Source organism: Mycobacterium sp. IDUB_5 (assembly GCF_055419565.1).
In genome coordinates this window covers 140,662-162,142 of the sequence record NZ_JBVAXX010000004.1, presented here as the reverse complement: position 1 = coordinate 162,142, position 21,481 = coordinate 140,662, and the positions used below count along the sequence as shown (strand labels likewise).

Annotated in this window: 18 protein-coding genes; 7 read left to right on the top strand and 11 right to left on the bottom strand. The window is 70.6% G+C overall.

Annotation, left to right across the window (positions count from 1 at the left end; all coding sequences use genetic code 11):
* Genes ACZY1G_RS13835 through ACZY1G_RS13815 form a run of 5 tightly spaced genes read right to left on the bottom strand, consistent with a single transcriptional unit; the run spans position 1 to position 7,600 of the window.
* Complete coding sequence (locus tag ACZY1G_RS13835; protein WP_463812433.1) at positions 1-342, bottom strand: DUF2304 domain-containing protein; 342 nt, start codon at positions 340-342, stop codon at positions 1-3.
* Entirely contained in the window at positions 339-1,046 is a 708-nt protein-coding gene (locus tag ACZY1G_RS13830) for a glycosyltransferase family 2 protein (RefSeq protein ID WP_463812432.1), read from the bottom strand. The genes ACZY1G_RS13835 and ACZY1G_RS13830 overlap by 4 nt, the downstream gene beginning before the upstream one ends.
* Before the next feature lie 22 nt (positions 1,047-1,068).
* The gene (locus tag ACZY1G_RS13825; protein ID WP_463822711.1) at positions 1,069-2,310 is read right to left on the bottom strand and encodes a polysaccharide biosynthesis protein; all 1,242 of its coding nucleotides are present in this window, start codon (positions 2,308-2,310) and stop codon (positions 1,069-1,071) included.
* The gene (locus ACZY1G_RS13820) at positions 2,307-3,647 is read right to left on the bottom strand and encodes a M1 family metallopeptidase (protein WP_463822710.1); all 1,341 of its coding nucleotides are present in this window, start codon (positions 3,645-3,647) and stop codon (positions 2,307-2,309) included. Before ACZY1G_RS13820 ends, ACZY1G_RS13825 begins: the two co-directional genes overlap by 4 nt.
* Positions 3,644-7,600 carry a Pls/PosA family non-ribosomal peptide synthetase gene (locus ACZY1G_RS13815; protein ID WP_463822709.1) on the bottom strand — a complete coding sequence of 1,319 codons (3,957 nt, stop codon included), beginning with the start codon at positions 7,598-7,600 and terminating at the stop codon, positions 3,644-3,646. The genes ACZY1G_RS13820 and ACZY1G_RS13815 overlap by 4 nt, the downstream gene beginning before the upstream one ends.
* Before the next feature lie 227 nt (positions 7,601-7,827).
* Here ACZY1G_RS13815 and ACZY1G_RS13810 point away from each other — a divergent pair, with 227 nt between their 5' ends.
* Positions 7,828-8,889 (top strand): TerC family protein, encoded by a 1,062-nt coding sequence (locus ACZY1G_RS13810; RefSeq protein WP_463822708.1) that lies wholly within the window; start codon positions 7,828-7,830, stop codon positions 8,887-8,889.
* Between the two features lie 64 nt (positions 8,890-8,953).
* Complete coding sequence (locus ACZY1G_RS13805) at positions 8,954-9,361, top strand: hypothetical protein (RefSeq protein ID WP_463812427.1); 408 nt, start codon at positions 8,954-8,956, stop codon at positions 9,359-9,361.
* On the opposite strand, the gene ACZY1G_RS13800 is transcribed toward ACZY1G_RS13805, so the two are convergent.
* The 3 genes from ACZY1G_RS13800 to ACZY1G_RS13790 all read right to left on the bottom strand — a co-directional run bounded on the left by ACZY1G_RS13800 (position 9,343) and on the right by ACZY1G_RS13790 (position 11,701).
* A complete protein-coding gene (locus tag ACZY1G_RS13800; RefSeq protein ID WP_463822707.1) occupies positions 9,343-10,506 on the bottom strand; it encodes a serine hydrolase domain-containing protein in 1,164 nt (387 codons plus the stop codon). The two genes, ACZY1G_RS13805 and ACZY1G_RS13800, sit on opposite strands and share 19 nt — an antisense overlap.
* Before the next feature lie 39 nt (positions 10,507-10,545).
* Positions 10,546-11,067, bottom strand: a complete 522-nt coding sequence (locus tag ACZY1G_RS13795; RefSeq protein ID WP_463812425.1) for a 2-oxo-4-hydroxy-4-carboxy-5-ureidoimidazoline decarboxylase — start codon at positions 11,065-11,067, stop codon at positions 10,546-10,548.
* Positions 11,068-11,215: 148 nt separating this feature from the next.
* Positions 11,216-11,701: an inorganic diphosphatase gene (locus ACZY1G_RS13790; protein WP_241204587.1), complete on the bottom strand. Its 486-nt coding sequence runs from the start codon at positions 11,699-11,701 to the stop codon at positions 11,216-11,218.
* 110 nt (positions 11,702-11,811) lie between these two features.
* Between ACZY1G_RS13790 and dacB the strand changes: the two genes are divergently transcribed.
* The 5 genes from dacB (at position 11,812) to ACZY1G_RS13765 (ending at position 18,140) form a co-directional block, all read left to right on the top strand.
* Positions 11,812-13,185, top strand: coding sequence for a D-alanyl-D-alanine carboxypeptidase/D-alanyl-D-alanine endopeptidase (dacB, locus tag ACZY1G_RS13785; protein WP_463812424.1), 1,374 nt, complete (start codon positions 11,812-11,814; stop codon positions 13,183-13,185).
* Complete coding sequence (locus tag ACZY1G_RS13780; protein ID WP_463822706.1) at positions 13,182-14,285, top strand: zinc-dependent metalloprotease; 1,104 nt, start codon at positions 13,182-13,184, stop codon at positions 14,283-14,285. The genes dacB and ACZY1G_RS13780 overlap by 4 nt, the downstream gene beginning before the upstream one ends.
* Positions 14,264-15,232, top strand: coding sequence for a tRNA lysidine(34) synthetase TilS (tilS, locus tag ACZY1G_RS13775; protein WP_463822705.1), 969 nt, complete (start codon positions 14,264-14,266; stop codon positions 15,230-15,232). Before ACZY1G_RS13780 ends, tilS begins: the two co-directional genes overlap by 22 nt.
* Before the next feature lie 40 nt (positions 15,233-15,272).
* Complete coding sequence (gene hpt, locus ACZY1G_RS13770) at positions 15,273-15,830, top strand: hypoxanthine phosphoribosyltransferase (protein ID WP_463823000.1); 558 nt, start codon at positions 15,273-15,275, stop codon at positions 15,828-15,830.
* Positions 15,831-15,908: 78 nt separating this feature from the next.
* Positions 15,909-18,140 carry a molybdopterin oxidoreductase family protein gene (locus tag ACZY1G_RS13765; protein WP_463822704.1) on the top strand — a complete coding sequence of 744 codons (2,232 nt, stop codon included), beginning with the start codon at positions 15,909-15,911 and terminating at the stop codon, positions 18,138-18,140.
* Here the strand turns inward: ACZY1G_RS13765 and ACZY1G_RS13760 are convergent.
* The 3 genes from ACZY1G_RS13760 to ACZY1G_RS13750 form a co-directional block, all read right to left on the bottom strand.
* A complete protein-coding gene (locus tag ACZY1G_RS13760) occupies positions 18,137-18,874 on the bottom strand; it encodes an SIMPL domain-containing protein (RefSeq protein ID WP_463812420.1) in 738 nt (245 codons plus the stop codon). The genes ACZY1G_RS13765 and ACZY1G_RS13760 overlap by 4 nt on opposite strands.
* 37 nt (positions 18,875-18,911) lie before the next feature.
* A complete protein-coding gene (locus ACZY1G_RS13755) occupies positions 18,912-20,258 on the bottom strand; it encodes a PE-PPE domain-containing protein (RefSeq protein ID WP_463822703.1) in 1,347 nt (448 codons plus the stop codon).
* 71 nt (positions 20,259-20,329) lie between these two features.
* Complete coding sequence (locus ACZY1G_RS13750) at positions 20,330-21,283, bottom strand: alpha/beta fold hydrolase (protein ID WP_463814740.1); 954 nt, start codon at positions 21,281-21,283, stop codon at positions 20,330-20,332.
* Positions 21,284-21,481: the final 198 nt, after the last annotated feature.

The window sequence follows — 21,481 nt, the reverse complement described above, 5'->3', positions numbered from 1 at the left end:
TCATTCACTTCCGGGTTCGCGCGCGTTCTGCAGTGCCACGGCGCGGGCCAGCCGGGTGTACTTCAGCTCGATGTCCTTGAACCGCATGTAGGTCGACAGCGTCGTGAACGCGAACGCGATGATCAGCACGTACTCGAGCAGATCGGTGCCGCGGTCCACGCCGAGCCAGTTCGCGACGACGGTGGTGTCGTCGGGGCGCAGGATCGCGTAGATGCCGGCGATCACGAACAGCACGTAGCCGACCTTCACCCACGCCTTGGACCGGGCGCTGGAGCGTGAGCGCAGCAGGTACACCAGCAGCGCCAGCACCGACGCGATCAGCAGGACCTGAATCCAGTTCATCGGGTGGTCCTCCTGCGCAGCAGACCGTCGAAGACGATGTTGACCCCGTTCAGCAGCGGCTGGCCCTTGGCCTTCGAGTAGTCCGTGTACCGGATGTCGACGGGCACTTCGGCCACCCGCCAACCCTTTTCGTGGGCCAGTGCGATGAATTCGCCGGCATGACCCATGCCGCTGATGGTCAGGTCCAGTTCGTCGGCGACGCGCCGGTTGAACACCCGCAACCCGTTGTGGGCGTCGGTCAGTCCGAGGCTGCGGCTGCGGCGGCTCAGGGTGGCCGCGCTGCGCAGGATCAGACGCTTGAGCGCAGGGGTCTGGGTCGGGCCGCCGGCGAAGCGGCTGCCGACGACCAGGTCGACGTCTGCGGCGCGCAGGCGGTCGATCATCGCGACGACGTCGTCGACGCGGTGCTGCCCGTCGGCGTCGAACGTCGCGAACAGCGCGGCCCCGGGCCGGGCTCGGGCGTACTCCACACCCGTCTGGATGGCCGCGCCCTGACCGAGGTTGACCGGGTGGGTGACGACGTGCGCGCCGGCGCTGCGCGCGGCGTCACCGGTGCCGTCAGTGCTGCCGTCGTCGACGCAGACCACGTTCGCGAACACGGCGCGGACCTCACCGATGACGTCGGCGATCACGGTCGCTTCGCGATAGGCGGGGATCACGATCCACACATCGCGGCACTGCTGGTCGGAGGTGTCCGGAGACATGATGGGCAACAAAGTACACGCCCTAACGTGGCGGAACCTTGGCAAGGGCGACCAGGTGAACGGCGATGCCCAGCAGCGGGCCGCACAGCAGTGCCACCACGGTCCGCACCTCGAGCTCGAGCGGGAGAGCCAGCAGCGCCGCCGCGGCGACCGTCGCCGATACCCAGCCGATGGCGTAGGCGCGGTGCAGGGCCGCGGCGACCGCTGCGGCCCCGGTGAGTGTGAGCAGCGCGATCATCACCGCCGCGGCGGTCAGCCAGCCCAACAGGACACCGTCGGCCACGTAGTCGGCGCCGAAGGCCTCCCGCAGCAGCCACGGACCGAACGCCGCGGCCGCGGCCACGCCGATCGCGCCGAGCACCAGCACGGCCGCTGCGGGCACGACCAGTGCCCGCAGTCGGTGTGCGCGCTGGTCCACGAAGTGGGCGATCAGGTTGCCCTGCATCGCGGTCAGCGGCACCAGCAGCGGTGCGCGCGTCAGCGTGACCGCGAGGATCACCACGCCGCCCGCGGCGCCGAGATCACCCGAGGTGGCCTTCAGCAGCACCGGAAAGCCCATCACCAGCACGGCGCTGGCGCCCGCCGCCGCGATCGAGTGCCCGGCGCCGCGCAGGAACGTGGCGGTGGTGCCGGGGGTGTGGCGCCGTGCGGCGGCACGTGTGACGGGGGAGGTGGCGAGCATCAGCAGCCAGCCCACCGATCCCGCGACGGTCGCCCACAGGTAGCCGCCGAGCCCCCAGCCGAGCGCGAAACTGCCGGCGGCGACCGCAACCCGCAACAGCGCGTCGGCGACCATCAGCGCGCCGTACTCCGACCAGTGGTCGCTCCCGGCGAGCAGGCCCAGCAGCGTGGTGTGCACGCAGAACCCCGCGAGCCCGACAGCGAGCAGGACGACGCTGAGTAGCCGCGCGTCGGCGAACACGTGGCCGGCCCACAGCGGTGCGGTGACGGCGATCGCGGCCGCGGCGGTCAGCCCCACCCCGACGCCGATGCGTACCGGGCGGGTGCGCTGCCCGCCCGGGGCGGCTGTCCTGGCTTGGCGCACCTCTCGCGTCGTCTCCTGCAGGAGTCCGAACGCGGCGCCGCTGGCGAGGCCGAAGGCGCCCCAGAACACCCCGAACACCGAGAAGCCGGCGGGCTCGAGGTCGCGGGCGGCCAGGTAGAGCACGGCGTATCCGCACATCGCGGACACCGCGGTGGCCGCCCCGACGCGCACGACGCTGCTGCGCGTGACGGCGCCGGGGCCGACGGTGGCGTCGGTCACGGGTCCAGGGGCGGTACGTCGGTCTCGTACAGCCATGCCGTCCACAGCGGGCGCAGCGATGCGTCGGTGTAGCCGGCGGCAAGGCCGATGAAGTCGTCGGTGACCACGCTCGCGTGCCGGTGCTTCGTCGCCCAGTCCTTGAGCAGGGCGAAGAAGTTCTTGTCGCCCAACCTCTTTCGCAGAGCGTGGAGGGTGAGGGCGCCCCGCTTGTAGACGCGGTCGTCGAACATGTCACGCGGCCCGGGGTCCGCGAGGACCAGATCCTGCGGGGAGTGGGTCAGCCGGTGATGGTAGTGCCGGGCCCACTCGTCGGCGCTGCGCTGCCCGCAGTGTTCGGACCACAACCATTCGGCGTAGCAGGCGAACCCTTCGTGCAGCCAGATGTGCCGCCACCGCTGCACCGTGACGGAATTGCCGAACCACTGGTGGGCGAGCTCGTGGGCGATCAGCCGTTCCGCGCCCCGCTCGCCGTCGCAGTGGTTGGCGCCGAAGATCGAGATGCCTTGAGCCTCCAGCGGGATCTCCAGCTCGTCGTCGGTGATCACCACTGTGTAGCCGGTGTCGAGTGGGTAGGGGCCGAAGAGCTTGGTGAACAACTTCATCATCTGGCCCTGTCGACCGAAGTCGTGGGCGACGGTGTCGCGCAACCGCTCCGGGGCGACCGCGTGGATCGAGGCCCCGTTCTTGGCGATGCGGTGCCGCTCGTAGGGCCCGATCTGCAGCGTGATCAGGTACGTCGACGTCGGTTCGGTCTGCTCGTAGGTCCAGGTCGTCATCGCCGCGCGCACCCGCTTGTGCAGCAGCTTCCCGTTGGCCAACGCGAAATACGGGCTCTCCGTGCTGATCTGGATGCCGAAGCTGGCCTTGGCGCTGGGGTGGTCGTCACAGGGGAACCACGACGACGCGCCGTTGGGCTGGCCCGCCACCAGCGCACCCTCGGTGAGTTCCTCGAATCCGACCTCACCCCACAGGGATCGGACCGGGCGGGGGGTGCCGCCGTAGCGCACCACGATCGTCATCGCAGCGCCGGCGCGCAGACGGTCGGACAGGCTGATGTGCAGCTTGCCGTTGGACGTGCGGAAGTTGTTGGGCCGCTTGCCGTTCACCGTCACCTTGGACACCGACAGCGCCGCAGACAGATCGAGGGTGAAGGTCTGCAGTTCGGCGAGCGTGACCGCGGTGATGGTGGCCGTGCCGGTCAGCCGGTTGATCGCCACCTTGTACTCGAGGTCGAGCTCGTAGCGCGAGACCCGGTAGCCGAAGTTGCCGGTGCCGGGCAGGTACGGGTCGATGACCGGCGGCGACCCCGACTTGCGCGCCTGCTTGCGTGCCCTCACGCCGCAGCCGGCTTCTTCGCCTTGCCGCCGGTGTCCGCGCGTTTCTTGCGCGGCGGCAGCCACGGCGCGATCGGGTTGCCCTGCCAGCGTGTCGACGGCGGCACCTCGTCACCGCGCACCACCAGCGACGCCGGGCCCACGGTGGCGCCCGCGCCCAGCCGCGCCGCGGGCAGCGCCACACAGTGCGGGCCGAGCGTCGCGCCCGCCTCCAGCACCACCGTGTCCATCCGCATGATCCGGTCGTGGAACAGGTGCGTCTGCACCACGCAGCCGCGATTCACCGTCGCGCCGTCGCCGAGTGTCACCAGATCGGCCTCGGGCAGCCAGTACGTCTCACACCACACTCCGCGTCCGATCGTCGCGCCCAGTCCGCGCAGCCACAGGTTCATCACCGGTGTACCCGACGCGGCACGGGCGAACCACGGCGCCGCGACCGTCTCGACGAAGGTGTCCGACACCTCGTTGCGCCAGACGAACGAGGACCACAGCGGATGTTCGATCGCGGTGATGCGGCCCACCAGAAGCCATTTCGCTCCGATGGCGATCCCGCCGGCGACCGCGCCCGCGACCAGCAGCACCAGCCCTGTCAGGAGCGCGGCGCCCAGCCAACCGACCGTCCCCGCCAGCGCCTGCGCGGCCACCAGCACGCCGACGCCGATCGCGAACGTGACGACGACGGGCACGAACCGGAACGTCTCGACCACCGCGCGCAGGATGCGTAACCGCGGCGACGGATGGAACGTGCGCAGCGCGTCGGCTGCGGTCGGCTGGCGGCGCAGCCGCATCGGCGGACTGCCGAGCCACGACGAGCCGGCCTTCGCCTTGTGCGGGGTCGCCGAGAGCACCGCGACCAGCCCGTCATCGGGCACCCGCCGGCCCGGCTGGGTGATGCCGGAGTTGCCGAGGAATGCGCGCTTGCCCACGGTCGCCCGGGCCACGTGGATCCAGCCGCCGCCCAGCTCGTAGGAGGCGACCATCGTGTCGTCGGCGAGGAACGCGCCGTCTTCGACGACGGTGAAGTTGGGGATCAGCAGCGCGGTCGAGATCTCGGTGCCCTTGCCGATCTTCGCCCCGAGCAGGCGCAGCCACCACGGCGTCGCCAGCCCGGCGTAGATGGGGAACAGGTAGGTGCGCGCCCCGTCCATCAGTCGCTCGGTCGCCCACAGCTGCCACCCCGACCGGCTGCGCACCGGGTGATAGCCCTCGTGCAGGCCGACGGCGAGCAGGCGCACTCCGACCACGGTCAGCGCGGCGTAGACCAGCATCGCCGCCGCGGTCGCCGGTACCGTCCACGCCAGCGCGGGCAGCAGTGCGTCGCGCACGGTCGCCGTGCCCTGCACGGCCCAGCCGATCACGGCGAGCCCCGCGGCGAGCGCCGCGAGCGGCAGCGCGCCGAGCAGCATCGAGGTCACGCCGTAGACCGCCACCCACACGGGGGCACGCGGCGGGCGATGGTCGGGCCACGGGTGCTTGGCCTTACCGGACTTGACGGCCGGCGAGCCCTTCCAATACTGCCCGTTCTTGACCTTGCCGACGACACCGGAACCCGGCGCCACGTCGGCGTTCTTGCCGACGACCGCGCCGGGCAGCAGCGTCGTGCGCGCGCCGATCGTCGAGTCGTTGCCGATGGTGATGGGGCCGACGTGGAACAGGTCGCCGTCGATCCAGTGCCCGGTCAGGTCGACCTCGGGTTCGATCGAGCAGCGGTGCCCGATCCGCAGCATCCCGGTCACGGGCGGCGCGGAATGCAGGTCGACCCCGTTGCCCACCGAATTGCCCAGGGCGCGTGCGTAATACACCAGCCAGGGGGCGCCGGCCATGTTCTCCGCGCCGCTGGCGTCGGCGAGCCGCTCGGCCAGCCAGACGCGCAGGTGCACCGATCCGCCGCGCCGGTAGGTGCCCGGTGTCAGCGTGCCGACGAGGACGCGCGCGCCGAACACCGCGATGCCCATCCGCCCGGGTGGGGAGACGAACACCAGGAAGCCGGCGAGGATCCACCACCAGCTCAGCGGCCGCGCCCATCCCACCAGGTCGATCGCGACGGCAAGGTTGTTGGCCGCCGCCAGCCACACCACCCACTGCATGCCGGTCAGGATCGCCAGCGGCACTGTCAGCGCCACCTGGATCGCCTGGGTCACCCGCGCGACGGGACGCACGGTGCGGATCTCCACGGCCGGCGGCGGTTCCAGCTCGTCGAGGTACCCGGCGAGCGACCCGAGGCGGGGATGGTCGTAGAGGTCGGCGACGGTCACCTGCGGGTAGCGCTGGCGCAGCACCGCGATCAGCTGAGCGGCCGACAGGGAGCCGCCGCCGAGGGCGAAGAAGTCGGCGCCTGGACCGTCGACCGGGGCGGCGAGCACGTCGCGCCACAGTCCGGCGAGCCAGCCGAGTGTGCCGCCGAGCTCGGCCGTGGTGTCCTCCTCGCCCCCGCCCACCGGCCAGGGCAGTGCGTCGCGGTCGACCTTGCCGGACGTGCGGGTCGGCAGCTCGTCGACGACCACCAGCCGGGGCACCAGCGCGGCGGGCAGTGACTCGCTCAGCCGGGCACGCGCGGACGCCAGGTCGAATGCCCCTCCGGGGGCGGCGACGACGTAGCCGACGAGCAGCGGGGTGCCGCTCGCGGTGCGGCGGACGGCCGCCGCGCCTCCGCTGACCCCCGGCAGGTGCACGAGCGCGGTGTCGACCTCGCCGAGTTCGATGCGCCTGCCGCCGACCTTGACCTGGTCGTCGGCGCGTCCCATGAAGTAGAGCCCGTCGTGTTCGAGCCGGACCAGATCGCCGCTGCGGTAGGCGCGGCTCCACGCCAGCGTCGGGAGGGCGCCGTACTTCTCGGCGTCCTTCTCCGGGTCGAGGTAGCGCGCCAGCCCGACCCCGCCGATCACGAGCTCGCCGACCTCGCCGGGGCGCACCGGGTTGCCGTCGGCGCCGACGACCGCGAGATCCCACCCGGGCAGCGGCAGCCCGATGCTCACGGCGCCCAATGCCCTCCCCGAGTCGCTGCGCTCCTGCCCGCCGGTGCCGGTCAGGCGCGCCGCGCAGGCCACGACGGTCGCCTCGGTGGGGCCGTAGGTGTTCCACACCTCCCGGCCCTCGACCGCGAGGCGCGCGGCCAGCTCCGGGGGACACGCCTCACCGCCGAAGATCAGCAGCCGCACAGCTTCGAGCGCCTCGGCCGGCCACAGCGAGGCCAGCGTCGGCACGGTGGACACCACCGTGATGTCGCGTGACACCAGCCACGGCCCCAGGTCCATACCGCTGCGCACCAGCGAGCGCGGCGCGGGCACCAGGCAGGCGCCGTGTCGCCACGCCAGCCACATCTCCTCGCACGAGGCGTCGAACGCCACCGACAGCCCGGCCAGCACCCGGTCGCCAGGCCCCAGCGGGTTGTCCTGCAGGAACATCTCGGCCTCGGCGTCGACGAAGGCGGCCGCGTTGCGATGGGTGACGGCGACACCCTTGGGGGTCCCGGTCGATCCGGACGTGAAGATGATCCAGGCGTCGTCGCGGCTGAGCGGGGCCGCCGCGCGCCACCCGCGTGACGTTCCGGGACCCCGGATCAGGCCGCGCTCGGTGATCACGCCGACGACCTCGGCTTCGGTGAACACCAGCTCGGCACGTTCGGGCGGGTCGTCGGCGTCGACGGGCACGTAGGCCGCGCCCGCGGCGAGGGTGGCCAGGATCGCCACGTAGAGCGCGTAGGTGCCCGACGGCATCCGGATGCCGATCCGGTCGCCGCGGCCGATGCCGCGCGCGGCCAGCCACGCCACACTGTCCTCGACGTCGGCGATCAGTTCGGCGTAGGTGAGCTGCACGGTGCCGTCGTCCAGAGCGGTGGCGTCGGGATGGCGTCGCGCGGTGTCGTAGAGGACGTCGATGAGCGTGCGCGCCGGCGGAGCCTGCTGGGACAACAGGTACTGCCGGGGGATCTCCGAGGTTGGATCCGGTGCCGTCACGGGTACAAACTACTCACTGCGCGAGGCCACTTCTCGCCGTCGGGTGGCCGCTGATTCGCGTGTCGACGGCACGACTGGCAGAATCACCCGCTTGGAGGGGAGTATTCCTTTCGCCACAGTGTCGTCATCACGTCGCCCGCATACGGGCGACCGGTGCTGCGGGCCGGATGCCGGAAGCGGTGACGGTGGAAGAGACCTCCGGCGTTGACTCGACGACCGGAGGTTAGATGAACGTCAGTGCTCTCGAGTGGGGGATCACGCTCAGCGTGACCATCGCGATCCTGCTCTTCGATGTGATCGTGATCGGGCGCCGCCCGCACGAGCCGTCCCGCCGCGAGACGGGCACCGCGCTGACGATCTACGTCGGCCTCGCGATCGCGTTCGGGATCTGGACCTGGTTCTTCCACGGCAGCCAGTACGGCGTCGAGTTCTTCGCCGGCTGGCTCACCGAGTACAGCCTGTCGGTGGACAACCTGTTCATCTTCTTGATCATCATGGCGAGCTTCAAGGTGCCGCGGGTGTATCAGCAGCAGGCCCTGCTGGTCGGCATCATCCTCGCGCTGATCTTCCGCGGCATCTTCATCGCCCTCGGCGCTGTCGCGATCGAACAGTTCTCCTGGGTCTTCTACCTGTTCGGCGCGTTCCTGGTCTACACGGCGATCAAGCTGGTGCGCGACACCGACCATGACGACGACGGCGAGAACGGCGTGGTCCGCTTCGCGCAGAAGCACCTGAAGTTCACCGATCAGTGGGACGGCCTGAAGCTGTGGGTGAAAGACAGTGGCGCCGGACGTCTGATGACGCCGATGTTCCTGGTCATCATCGCCCTCGGTACGACCGACCTGCTGTTCGCGCTGGATTCGATCCCGGCGATCTACGGCCTGACTCGCGAGCCGTACCTGGTGTTCGCGGCCAACGTGTTCGCGCTGATGGGGCTGCGGCAGCTGTACTTCCTGCTCGGCGATCTGCTCAAGCGGCTGGTGTACCTGTCGCAGGGGCTCGCGTTCATCCTGGGCTTCATCGGCGTGAAGCTGCTGCTGCACGCGCTGCACGAGAACGAGGTGCCGTTCATCAACGGTGGCGAGCCGCTCAAGGTGCCGGAGATCCCGACGCTGGCCAGCCTCGGCGTCATCGTCGTCACGCTGGCGATCACCACCGTGGCGAGCCTCTACAAGACCCGGGTGCACGATGTCCGCAAGAACGGCGACAGCGCCGGCGACGAGACAGCCGAGGAGACGGCCGGAGAGACCCCGGACCCTGCGGATCCGGCGGCCGGCACGTCCCGGTGATTCCCTTGGGATCGCGCTGATCGCAACGGGGACGGCCGCGTGCGGCGGTGGTTAGCGTGGCCCGATGCGGATCTTCCTCGAAGACGACGACGCCGGTCTGCGGGAGCTCACCGATGGTGGGCGGCCGGTCATCCGCGTGTCCGCGCCCGACCTGCAGCGGGCTCGGCAGGTCCGGTCGCGGATCCGGTCGGGCCCGGGTGACGCCGCGGTCATCCTCGACGTGATGGTCGCGGTCGGCCGGGACTTCCGGGCGGCGCGCGGCGCGTTCGGTGAGGCGGGGGCCCAGTCCGGCGACACCATCCGCTACGCGGGCACCGTCGCTGGGCTGGCAGGACTCATCGGCGACATCGAGACGGCCGGGGTCGCCGACGGGGTGACGCTGATCGGCGCGTCAGCGCAGCAGGATGTCGAGCGCATCGGGCGCGAGGTACTGCGGGCCTTGGCGGCCGGCCATCAGGCCCGCGCGTCCTGAAGCGCCTCGTCGATGAGCCGGGCGTAGCGCAGGGAGCGGGTGGTGCCCGTCGTCCCCGCACCCATCTTGTTCATCACGTAGGCGAAGGTGGCCCGTCGGTCGAGGTCCATCACGACCAGCGAGCCACCCCAGCCACCCCACCAGCAGACCCTGCCCGCGGGGACAGCGGGCACGCTCTCGGGCGTCGGCAGTCCGAAACCGAGTCCGAAGCGCAGCGGGATGCCGAGCACCAGGTCGGTGCCTTGCGACTGCTCGACGAAGATCTTCTCGATGGTGGACGGAGAGAGGACCCGGACGCCGTCGACGGTGCCGCCCAGCGCGATCGGACGCAGCGCACGCACCAGACCGCGCGCGTTGCCGTGGCCGTTGGCACCGCCGATGTCGGCGCGCCGCCAGGGCTCGGTCTCGGCGACCGCCACACCGTAGGCGCCGGGCGGGAACGCCGCGAACGTCCGGACCGCAGGGTGGTCGGGGCCGAGCCGCTCCAGGCCGCGGTCGCGAGGCGGAGGAGCGACCAGTTCGGCGATGCGCGGCTCGTCGGCTTCGTGCGCCCCGATCTGCACGTCGGCGTGCAGCGGCTCTGACACGCGTTCGCGGACGACGTCTTTGGGAGTGCTACCCGTGATGCGGCGGATCACCTCGCCGATCAGGTGGCCGTAGTTCATCGCGTGGTAGCCCGACGCGGTGCCCGGCTGCCACCACGGGGCCTGATCCGCCAGATGGGCGGTGGCTTTCTCCCAGTCGTAGATGTCCTCGACATCGAAGGGCACCTGCCAGCCCGACACTCCCGAGGTGTGCGCGAGCAGGTGGCGGACCTCGATGCCGCCTTTGCCGTTGGCGCCGAACTCCGGCCAGTACCTGGTGACGGGCGCACCGGGATCGAGGTCGCCGGTGTCGACGAGCAGCAGTGCGGCCAGCGCGGTCAGCGTCTTGGTGCACGACCAGAAGTTGACGATCGTATCGTGTTGCCAGGCTACGGTTTCGGCGCGATCGGCGAAGCCGCCCCAGATGTCGGCGACCAGTTCACCGTCGACGTCGACAGCCAGCGACGCACCCAGCTCCTCGCCCGTCTCGAGTTCCTCGGCCAGAGCGGCGGCGAGGCGGTCGAAGCGGGGCTCCCAGTGACCGTGCACGGCACCACGCATAGGGGCGAGCCTAGGTGGTGGCCCCGGTGATCCCAATGGTCACCAGTTGTCGTAACCGCCCTCGGGTCCGAGCATGCGTTCCAGCCGGGTGCGGTTGATCCGGGCCAGTTCGTTGCGCACGATCTTGCGCTCGGTCTCGTAGTCGTTGAGCAGACGGTCACCCATCGTGGCCAGCACGGTGTCGGCGCTGTAGCCGTTGACGTACATCACGAAGCCGAAGCCGAAATGGTCCAGATAGGTCTTCGAGGCGTCGGCCAGCTGGGCCATCATCTCGGGCCGCGCGTCGGCGATCGCGCACTGCTCGGCCGCGGACTTCTCGCTGCCGGGCCGGCGGCCGACGTCGGGGTAGGCCTGCAGGATCGAGTCGATCGAGTCCTCGCCGAGGGCGAAGAGCAGCGAGTCGGCGCAGCGGAACAGTTGCTCGTGGGACTGGAACGGACGCTGCCGGGCCAGGTCGGCAGCCAGCGGCACGCTGCAGCAGCATTCGTACACGGCGTGCACGGCACGGCGCATCGGCAGCGCGTTGAACGCCTCCAGACCGATCCCCTGATGCAGCAGCACACCGCCATGATCGAACGGGCAGACGGCGGGCACGTAACGCCGTGTTACAGGCAGGTCAATTCCGGCGAGAAGACACGAACTCGGGTGTTTCTCCGCGTGTCGGCGGGAGTTCGCGTCTGGTCGCGGCAGAAAAACTCGCCCGGAAGAACTAGTGGCCCTCGGTCGTGAACCGCTCGATCGACCGGTTCACCTCGGCCTCGGCCTCCTCGCGGCCCACCCAGTCCGCGGCGTGCACGAACTTGCCCGGCTCGAGGTCCTTGTAGTGCACGAAGAAGTGCTTGATCGCGTCGAGCTCGAACTCCGAGACGTCCCCGATGTCCTGGATGTGGTCCCACCGCGGGTCGGCGAGCACACAGAGCACCTTGTCGTCGCCGCCCTTCTCGTCGGTCATGCGGAACATGCCGACCGGGCGGGCTTCGACGATGCATCCCGGGAACACCGGCTCGGGCAGCAGCACCAGCGCGTCCAGCGGATCGCCGTCCTCGCCGAGGGTGTCCTCGATGTAGCCGTAGTCGGTCGGGTAACCGAACGCGGTGAACAGGTAGCGGTCCAGTTTCACCTTGCCGCTGTCGTGGTCGACCTCGTACTTGTTGCGTGAACCCTTCGGGATCTCGATGAGAACGTCGAACTGCACCGGGGAGGCTCCTTACGCATGGCGGGCGATCAACAGGCCGGAACCACCTTAATGGGGAGCGATACCCTGCACTACGGGGGTGGCTTCGGTAATCGAGCGACAGGGGAACTATGCGGCCGACTCGATGGCGGCGGTCCACGTACGCCCTGGTCGGCCTCGCGGTCGTGGTCGTGGTGACCGGTCTGGTGGTGGCGGCTGCGCTGATCGTCGGCCGGCAGCCGTCGCAGGCCGTGGCCGTCAAGGCCGCACCGGCCCCCGCGTCCGCCGATCCGGGCGTGGTCCCCGTGCCCGACACCGCTGACGTGCCGACGCCCGCCGGACTGGCCACTGTGCTGCGCCCGGTGCTCGCCGATCCGAACCTGGGCCAGTTCACCGGACGTATCACCGACGCGATCACCGGTGACGAGCTGTGGTCCCAGGGCCCGCACGTGCCGATGCAGCCCGCGTCGACGAACAAGCTGCTCACCACCGCGGCGGCGTTGTTGACTCTGGACCGCGACGCCCGACTGACGACGACGGTGATGGCCACCTCGCCGGGGACGGTGGTCCTGGTCGGCGGTGGCGATCCGACGCTGTCGGCCGCGCCGCGCGGCACCGACACGTGGTATCGCGACGCCGCCCGGATCGTCGACCTCGCCGACCAGGTGCGCCGCAGCGGCACCACCGTGCGCACGGTCGCGGTCGATGTCAGCGCCTACAGCGGCCCGACGATGGCGCCGGGCTGGGATCCGCTGGACATCGACGGCGGTGACATCGCCCCGATGGAGTCGGTGATGCTCGACGGTGGCCGCACCCAGCCCGTCACCGTGGACTCGGCGCGCTCACGAACCCCCGCGCTGGACGCCGGGCGTGCGTTGGCCGTCGCTCTCGGGGTCGACCCGCAGAGGGTGACGGTCCTGCCGTCGGCCGCTCGCGGCCGTGAGATCGCCTCGGTCCAGTCGCCCCCGCTGATCCAGCGGCTGCGCGACATGATGAACGCCTCGGACAACGTGATGGCCGAGTCGACGGGCCGGGAGGTCGCCGAGGCAACGGGCCGCCCGCAGAGCTTCGCCGGCGCGGCCGGCGCTGTGCTCGACGCCCTCGACGACGCCGGGATCGACACCGGTGAGGCGCACCTGTTGGATTCCAGTGGGCTCTCGGTGGACGACCGGCTGACCGCCGAGACGCTCGACGAGGTCGTGGGCGCGGCCGTCGGCGACGATCACGCCCGGCTGCGCCCGCTGGTGGACCTGCTGCCGATCGCCGGCGGCAGCGGCACGCTGTCCAACCGCTACCTCGACACTCCGGCCGGCCGTGATGCCACTGGTTACCTGCGCGCGAAGACCGGTTCGCTGACTGCGACCAATTCACTGGCCGGCTTCGTGACCGACTCCAACGGCCGGGTGCTGACGTTCGCGCTGCTGTCCAACCAGGCCGGCCCGAGTGGACGCACGGCGCTCGACGCGTTCGCCGCGACGCTACGGTCGTGCGGGTGCCGCACATGAGTCAGACGTTCTCGGTTGGCAGCGCGGTGGACTGGAACCTCGCCGCCTCGTTCGGCGGCAAGCTGGCCCGCCCCGAGCCGCCGGCCTCCGAATACACCCGCACGCAGGTGATCGCGCAGCTGGCAGATGCGGCGCGCGCGGCCGAGGTTCCGGTGCGTGAGGTCACAGGTCTGGCCGAAGGTGCGGACATCCCGGAGGCCCGGATCGTCAACCGGCCGGAGTGGATTCGCGCGGCCGCCCGTTCGATGCGGGCGATGACGGGCGGGGACGCCGACTCGAAACCGCGCGCGATCAGCGGGCGGATCGCCGGGGTGCAGACGGGCGCGGTGCTGGCGTTCGTGTCGTCGGGGATTCTGGGGCAGTACGACCCGTTTGCTTCCGGAGGGCAGGAGCGGGGGGACCCCGCCCGAAGGGCAGGGGACGACCCGGGAAATGACACAGCCGGCGGCGAGCTGCTGCTCGTCTATCCGAACGTCATCGCGGTCGAGCGGCAGTTGCACGTGCAGCCCGCCGACTTCCGGATGTGGGTCTGTCTGCACGAGGTCACCCACCGGGTCCAGTTCCGCGCCAACCCGTGGCTGGCCGGCCACATGTCCGACGCGCTCGGCGTGCTGACCCAGGATGCCGGCGACGACGTGACCCAGGTGGTGGGTCGGCTGGCCGACTACGTCCGCCAGCGGCGTTCGGGCGATGCGGCAGAAGCGAATTCGGCGGGCATCCTCGGTCTGGTGCGTGCGGTGCAGTCCGAGGCCCAACGTGAGGCGCTGGACCGGTTGCTGGTGTTGGGCACGCTGCTCGAAGGCCACGCCGATCACGTGATGGACGCGGTGGGGCCTGCGGTCGTGCCGTCGGTGGCCACCATTCGCCACCGGTTCGACCAGCGCAGGCAGCGCCGTCAGCCGCCGGTGCAGCGGCTGCTGAGGGCGCTGCTCGGGATCGACGCCAAGATGGACCAGTACACGCGGGGCAAGGCGTTCGTCGATGCCGTGGTGTCGACGGTGGGCATGGCCCGGTTCAACACGATCTGGACCGGCCAGCACACCCTGCCGCTGCCCGAGGAGATCGACGAGCCGCAGCGATGGATCGACCGGGTGCTGTAGCGCAGCTGCGCCTTGCGCTGCGCCGGTTCGTGGCCGAGCACGATCTCGAGGGCGAGCGCTGGTGCGTCGCGCTGTCCGGCGGGCCGGACTCGCTGGCGTTGGCCGCCGTCGCCGCTGAGCTGCGACCGACCACCGCGCTGATCGTCGACCACCGGCTGCAAGCCGGCTCCGACACCGTCGCCGCGACGGCCCGCGAGCAGGCTTTGTCATTGGGATGTGTTGATGCGCAGGTACTTTCGGTCGATGTCAGGTCCAAGGGCGGGCCGGAGGCGGCCGCACGTGCCGCGCGGTACGAGATGCTGGAGCAGGCGCGTGCGGGGGCGCCGGTGCTGCTGGGCCACACGCTCGACGATCAAGCCGAGACCGTGCTGCTGGGGCTTGGTCGCGGATCGGGCGCCCGCTCGATCGCCGGCATGGTGCCCTACGACGCGCCGTGGTGCCGGCCCCTGCTCGGTGTGCGCCGCACCGTCACCCACGCCGCGTGCGCCGAGTTGGCGCTGACTCCGTGGCGGGACCCGCACAACGAGGATCCCCGGTTCACCCGGGTGCGGCTGCGGACCGAGGTGCTGCCGCTGCTCGACGACGTGCTCCAGGGCGGGGTCGCCGAGGCGCTGGCTCGTACAGCCACTGCGCTGAGGGAGGACACCGACGCACTCGATGCGATCGCCACCGATGTCGCTACGGACATCGCGATCGGCCCCGATCTGGCGGTCGAGACGCTGACGGTGTTGCCCGCCGCGGTGCGCCGCCGCGTGATCCGGCACTGGCTGCTCGAGGGGGGTGCGGCGGGCCTGTCCGACGCGCAGATCCGGTCGGTCGACGCGCTGGTGAGCGCGTGGCGCGGGCAGGGCGGGGTCGCGATCCCGAGCGAGATGACACGACGCCGGTTGTTCGCGGGCCGGCGCGGTGGGGTGCTGACGCTCTACCGCGAGCCGGTCGCCGACTGAGCACCGCTAGGCTCTAGGCGTGCCAGTTCATGGTGGGGAGATGTATCCCGGGGACATCAAGTCGGTGTTGCTGTCGGAGGAGCAGATCCGCGCCAAGACCGCCGAGCTCGCCGACCTGATCGCCGCCGACTATCCGACGCCGGGTGAGGGGCAGCAGGATCTGCTGCTGATCACCGTGCTCAAGGGTGCGGTCATGTTCGTCACCGACCTGGCCAGGGCGATTCCGCTGCCCACGCAGCTGGAGTTCATGGCGGTCAGTTCGTACGGCTCGTCGACGTCGTCCTCAGGTGTGGTGCGCATCCTCAAGGACCTCGATCGCGACATCAACGACCGCGATGTGCTGATCGTCGAGGACATCGTCGACTCCGGGCTGACGCTGTCGTGGCTGCTGCGCAACCTGGCCACCCGTGGGCCACGGTCGCTGCGCGTGTGCACGCTGCTGCGCAAGCCCGAGGCCGTGCGCGCCGACGTCGACATCACCTATGTCGGGTTCGACATCCCGAACGAGTTCGTCGTCGGCTACGGCCTGGACTACGCCGAGCGCTACCGCGATCTGCCCTTCATCGGCACGCTCGACCCCAAGGTCTACGCCGACTAATCCGCCCAAACCAACGTTCGGGCGGGAAAGCGCGAGAAGTTCTCGCCATTTCGTCGATCTGGACGCAGGATCGAAGCCATGACCGACACCGCGTTGCGCATCTGCCCCTTCTGCGAAGCCACCTGCGGCCTGACGCTGACCATCGACGCCGACCGCGTGGTCAGCGCCCGGGGCGACCGCGACGACGTGTTCAGCGCCGGATTCATCTGCCCCAAGGGTGCGAGCTTCGCCGAACTCGACAACGACCCCGACCGCTTGCAGACGCCGCTGGTGCGACGCGACGGCGTGCTGACCGAGGCGACGTGGGAGGAGGCGTTCGCCGCGGCCGCCGACGGGCTGGGTGCGGTGATCCGTGAGCACGGCGGCGCGTCGGTGGGCATGTATCTCGGAAATCCCAACGCGCACACGGTGGCCGGCGCGCTGTATCCGCCGCTGATCATCCGCGGGCTGGGCACCCGGCAGGTGTTCTCGGCGAGCACGCTCGACCAGATGCCCAAGCACGTGTCGCTGGGCCTGATGTTCGGCAGCCCGGTGGCGTTCACGGTGCCCGACCTCGACCGCACCGACTACCTCGTGATCATCGGCGCGAACCCGCTGGTGTCCAACGGCAGCGTGACCACCGCCCCCGACTTCGGCGGCAAGATGCGCGACATCCGCCGCCGCGGCGGCCGGATCGTCGTCATCGACCCGGCCCGCACTCGCACCGCGGAGCTCGCGGACCGCCACCTCGCGCCCCGCCCCGGCACCGACGCCGCACTGCTGTTCGCCGTCGCCCACGTGCTGTTCGAGGAGGACCTGGTCGACCTGGGCGACCTCGCCGACCATGTCGCCGGACTCGACGACGTGCGGGCCGCGGCGCGCGACTTCGCCCCCGACGCCGTCGCCGACTACTGCGGCGTCGACGCCGACGAGATCCGCACGCTGGCCCGTGAACTCGCCGCAGCACCCAGCGCGGCCGTCTACGGCCGGATCGGCACGTCGACCGTCGAGTTCGGCACCCTGGGCAGCTGGCTCGTCGATGTCGTCAACATCCTGACCGGCAACCTGGACCGGCCCGGCGGTGCAATGTTCCCCTGCTCCCCGGTGGCGCCGGCCCCGCGCGGGCACCGGCCCGGCAAGGGGTTCCGCACCGGCCGCTGGCACAGCCGCGTCTCCGGCCGCCCCGAGGTGCTCTCCGAACTGCCCACCACCGTGCTCGCCGAGGAGATCGAGACCCCGGGGGACGGGCAGATCAGGGCGATGATCACGATCGCCGGCAACCCGGTGCTGTCCGCGCCCGACGGCGACCGGCTCGGCAAGGCACTCGACAGTGTCGCGTTCATCGTCAGCGTCGACCCCTACCTGAACGAGACGACCCGGCACGCCGACGTCATCCTGCCGCCCCCGCCGCCGTCGCGGTCCCCGCACTTCGACGTCGCGCTGAACGCGCTCGCGATCCGCAACAACGCCCGCTACTCACCTCCGGCGCTGCCGCTCGACGGCAGGCCCAGCGAGGCCGAGATCCTGTCCCGGTTGGCCCTGGTCGTGTTCGGTATGGGCCAGGACGCCGACCCTGCGTTGGTCGACGAGCAGGTCATTGCCACCACTCTGGCCAAGGAGACCGCCGACCCCGGTTCACCGGTCGCCGGCCGCGCCGTCGACGAGCTCACCGCGATGCTGCCCGCCGGCCCCGGGTACGAGCGCCGGCTGGACATGATGCTGCGCCTCGGGGCCTACGGCGACGCGTTCGGCGCCCACCCCGACGGCCTCACCTTGCAGCGGCTCAAGGACGCACCGCACGGTGTCGACCTGGGCCCGCTGCAGCCGCGGCTGCTCGACGTGCTGCGCACGCCGTCGGGCCGGGTCGAACTGGCGCCGCCCGCCCTGATCGACGACGCGGCCCGGCTGCGCGAGGCCATGGCCCGTCCCGCCGAGGGGTTCGTGCTGATCGGACGCCGGCATCTGCGCAGCAACAACAGCTGGATGCACAACCTGCCCGCACTCTCAGGCGGCACCAACCGGTGCACGCTGCGGATGCATCCCGACGACGCCGCGGAACTCGGCGTCACCGACACCGCGGTCGTCAAGGGCTCGGGCGGCGAGCTGGTGGTGCCCGTCGAGATCACCGACGGCATCCGGCGCGGGGTGCTGTCCCTGCCGCACGGCTGGGGGCACGACCGTCCCGGCACCGGGCAACAGCTGGCCGCCGATCAGCCGGGCGTCAACGTCAATCAGCTCAACGACGGCTCGCTGCTCGATCCGCTGTCGGGCACCGCGGTGCTCAACGGCGTGCCCGTCACCGTCGGACCGACTGACTCTGATCCCACCTAGCCGAGCTGCCACACCACCGTCACGGAGAACCCGACGGTCTGCTGACCCGGCTCCAACGGCACCGAGGCCTCCATCGCGCGCGGCATCGCGGGCATCGGCACCGGCGGGGTGGGCGAGGCGGCCTCGGAGATCGAGATGACATCGCCGAGGTCGAGCCCCGACAGTTGTGCGTACTGGTTGGCGCGGTCCTTGGCGTCGTTGAACGCGCGGGCGCGGGCGTCGCGGACCAGCTGGGAATCGTCGTCGATCGAGTAGTTGATCGAGTTGATGCGCGTGGCGTTGCCGCCGGTGCTGACGATCAGGCCGAGCGCATCCGACGCCTTGGCCAGATCGCGGAGCGTGACGGTGATCGAGTTGGTGGCGCGGTACGCGGAGATCGTGGTGCTGTCGCTGCCGTACTGCGGCTGCAGATCGGCTGCGGTGGTGGCGATGTCCTTGCGGTCCACCCCGGCGCCGACAAGGGCGTCGATGACGGCCTGCTGGCGTTCGTTGGTCTGGCTCATCGCGCCGGTGGCGTCGGCGGCCTGGAATTCCATGGAGGCGTTGACGGTCAACGTGTCCGGGGTGCCCTTGACCTGACCTTCACCGACGACGGTGACCTGCCGAGCATCGGTGCCGGGCGCAGCGGCCGGGCCGGACCGGGAATCGCAGGCGGTCGCCGATGCCGCGACGACGCCCGCGGCGGCGACGGCGAGAACACTCCGGACTACGTGGGCGCGGACTGAGTGAGGCATGGCTGGCACACTAACCCGCCACGCGTCGCATCCGGTGTCACTCGTCGCGGTGGCGTCCCCAGCCCTTGCGTGTCTTCTTGGTGGGTGTGCTGGCCGCGGCGCCGTCGCCCGCGGGTGGGGCGGTGACCGCGGGCGTGTCGACGGCGGACGTCGGCTGGGCGTCGTCGGACCGGTCCGGCTTCTGTCGAGGAGTGTCCTCATCGTCTGCTGAAACATCCTCGGCGACAGCGTGTTTGGCGAACAACGTGCGGCGCTTGGGAGTCACGGGCTCGGGTGCCGATTCGGTGGCCGCGAGGACCGTCTTCTCGGGTTCCGGCGCGACGACGGGCGCAGGCTCGGGGGAGTCCAGATACGGTCGGTCGTAAGCCTTTTCGATGATCTCGGTGAGCGGCGTGTTCAACTTCGCAGCCAGCTCGTCGAACCCCAGGGCGCGCAGCGGTTTGAGCAGCGGCAACTCCGTCGTCGGGACGAAGACGTAGGTGGTGTTGCCCTCGGTCCACACGACGTTGTTCGGATCGTCGAGATCCACGCCGCGGTAGTCCAGATGCATCGGTGAGAGCATGCCGGCCGCGACGTTGGCCAGCGCCAGCAGGTTCAGCCGGTCGGGGAAGTCGGCCATGGGGTCGTACTGCCGGACGATGTCGATCACGTGGTAATCCGTCGGCTCGATCGGCGGCATCAGGCCGCCGTAGGCCCGTCGCGGATTACCGATCAGGACGAACGACACCTCGTCCGGGGACGGCGCGCCCACGACGCCGGCGTGCTCGGCCATCCACTCCTCGGCCACGCCGGCGCCGTTGCTGAAGCCCAGTACGACGGTCGGACCGGCGCCGGTGGCCTGCGACGCCGACGTCAACTGCGACAGCTGCCGGTCCAGCGCCCGCACCCCGTTGCCCGTCGCGAACGGCACATAGTCCAGCCGGTTGCACGTGCCGGCGGCGCACAGCGACCCCTGCAGAGCGGTGTCGAGTGACCAGATCGGCCACAGCGGGCTGATCGTCACCACCGAGGAAGGCGCGGCGGGAGGCGGGTCCACCGACGCGGCGGTCGACGGGGGTGCCGCGGCCAGGGAGAACACCGCGGCCGCCGCCACGGCCGGTGGGACGACGTATCGCGCGGACAGGCGCGGAAAGCGCAAGGGCGGGCGGACGGCCGGTTCGGGCTCGCGCAGCGACTGTTCGAGATCGTCGAGGACCGCGACGAGCAGCCCGTCACGGTCGCCGAAATGGCTGTACAGGTCGTCGGTGCTGACCCCTGCCGCGTCGGCGATGTCGGCCATGCTCGCGGTCGGCCCGAGATCGGCGAACGTCTGACGCGCCGACGCGACGAGATCCCCGCGATCACGCCGGTCATCGACACAAGAACGCTTTGCTGTGAAGTTCACGTCAATTTCCCCCCGGTGGCGCGGCGCCCCAACCCGCAGCAAACATACCCGTCACTATCGGAAATCACACCTCAAACCGCAAGGAACTCGATCAACAATTGGCTCAGCTGCTCCGGCCGCTCCTCGGTCAGCCAATGCCCGGCCCCGTCGAGCATCACCTCCCGATAGGGTCCACTGACCAGTTCGCTGGCGCGGTGCCGCGGGGTGTACTTCAGGGTGGCGTCGGCGCTGCCTCCGACGAACAGCGCCGGCACGGCGATCGTCGCCGCCGGCGGGTCCGCGGTGAGCTCCCAATTGCGGTCGAAACAGCGGTACCAATTCAGCGGCGCGGTGAATCCGCCGCGCGTGAACGCGGCAACGTAGACGTCGAAATCGGCGTCGTCGAGCCAGCCCGGCAGACCGCCCGGTTCGGGGAGGCGGTCCAGGAAGCCGGCGGGTCCGGGCTCGAGCATGCGCAGGGCGCTGGCCTCGTCGTCGGCGGACGGCGTCGCGAACAGCTTGCGCATCGTGGTCGCGGGGTCGCGGGCGAGCTCCACGTCGGCGGGTCCGGGCTCCTGGAAGTAGAGGATGTAGAAGAAGTGGTCGCCGAACAGCTTCCGGAACGCCTGCGTGGTCGGGACCCGGGGCCGCGGCACAGGCGGCAGGCTCACCCCGGCCACGGCGCGGAATCGGTCCGGCGCCAGCAGCGGCGCCGCCCACGCCACCACGGCGCCGAAGTCGTGGCCCACCACTGCGGCCTGCTCGGAGCCGACGTCGTCGAGCAGCCCCACCACGTCGCCGACCAGCGCGTCGACGGCGTAGGCCTCGACCGCGGCAGGTTTGTCGGAGTCCCCGTAGCCGCGCTGATCAGGCGCCAGGACGTGGAAGCCGGCATCGGCGAGCGCACGGATCTGGTGACGCCACGAGTAGGCCAGTTCGGGGAATCCGTGCAGCAGGACGACGACGGGTGCGCCGGGGTCACCGGCCTCGGTCACCTGCAGCGTCACCCCGTTGGTGTGGACTCCTCGTGTGCGCACGGCGTCCAGCTTGGCGCGAAGGTGCGCTCAGCGTCGTGCCAACCGCGTAATCACGACGGGGAGAGCACTCTCGCGATCTGGGGAACGCTCGGGAACTCCCGGGGCTGCCGAACGTTGGTCTAGCGGTAGCCTTGAGGTTTCCAGCTGGCGTTATTGGAAGGATTTCGGCCGGGTTCTGTCTCCCGGCTGCACACACATCGATGAACC

Bases quoted from the DNA above. Each gene is read 5' to 3' on its own strand.
- ACZY1G_RS13835 (WP_463812433.1), bottom strand. From the start codon at position 342: ATGAACTGGATTCAGGTCCTGCTGATCGCGTCGGTGCTGGCGCTGCTG.
- ACZY1G_RS13830 (WP_463812432.1), bottom strand. From the start codon at position 1,046: ATGTCTCCGGACACCTCCGACCAGCAGTGCCGCGATGTGTGGATCGTG.
- ACZY1G_RS13810 (WP_463822708.1), top strand. From the start codon at position 7,828: ATGAACGTCAGTGCTCTCGAGTGGGGGATCACGCTCAGCGTGACCATC.
- ACZY1G_RS13805 (WP_463812427.1), top strand. From the start codon at position 8,954: ATGCGGATCTTCCTCGAAGACGACGACGCCGGTCTGCGGGAGCTCACC.
- ACZY1G_RS13800 (WP_463822707.1), bottom strand. From the start codon at position 10,506: ATGCGTGGTGCCGTGCACGGTCACTGGGAGCCCCGCTTCGACCGCCTC.
- dacB (WP_463812424.1), top strand. From the start codon at position 11,812: ATGCGGCCGACTCGATGGCGGCGGTCCACGTACGCCCTGGTCGGCCTC.
- ACZY1G_RS13780 (WP_463822706.1), top strand. From the start codon at position 13,182: ATGAGTCAGACGTTCTCGGTTGGCAGCGCGGTGGACTGGAACCTCGCC.
- tilS (WP_463822705.1), top strand. From the start codon at position 14,264: ATGGATCGACCGGGTGCTGTAGCGCAGCTGCGCCTTGCGCTGCGCCGG.
- hpt (WP_463823000.1), top strand. From the start codon at position 15,273: ATGTATCCCGGGGACATCAAGTCGGTGTTGCTGTCGGAGGAGCAGATC.
- ACZY1G_RS13765 (WP_463822704.1), top strand. From the start codon at position 15,909: ATGACCGACACCGCGTTGCGCATCTGCCCCTTCTGCGAAGCCACCTGC.
- ACZY1G_RS13760 (WP_463812420.1), bottom strand. From the start codon at position 18,874: ATGCCTCACTCAGTCCGCGCCCACGTAGTCCGGAGTGTTCTCGCCGTC.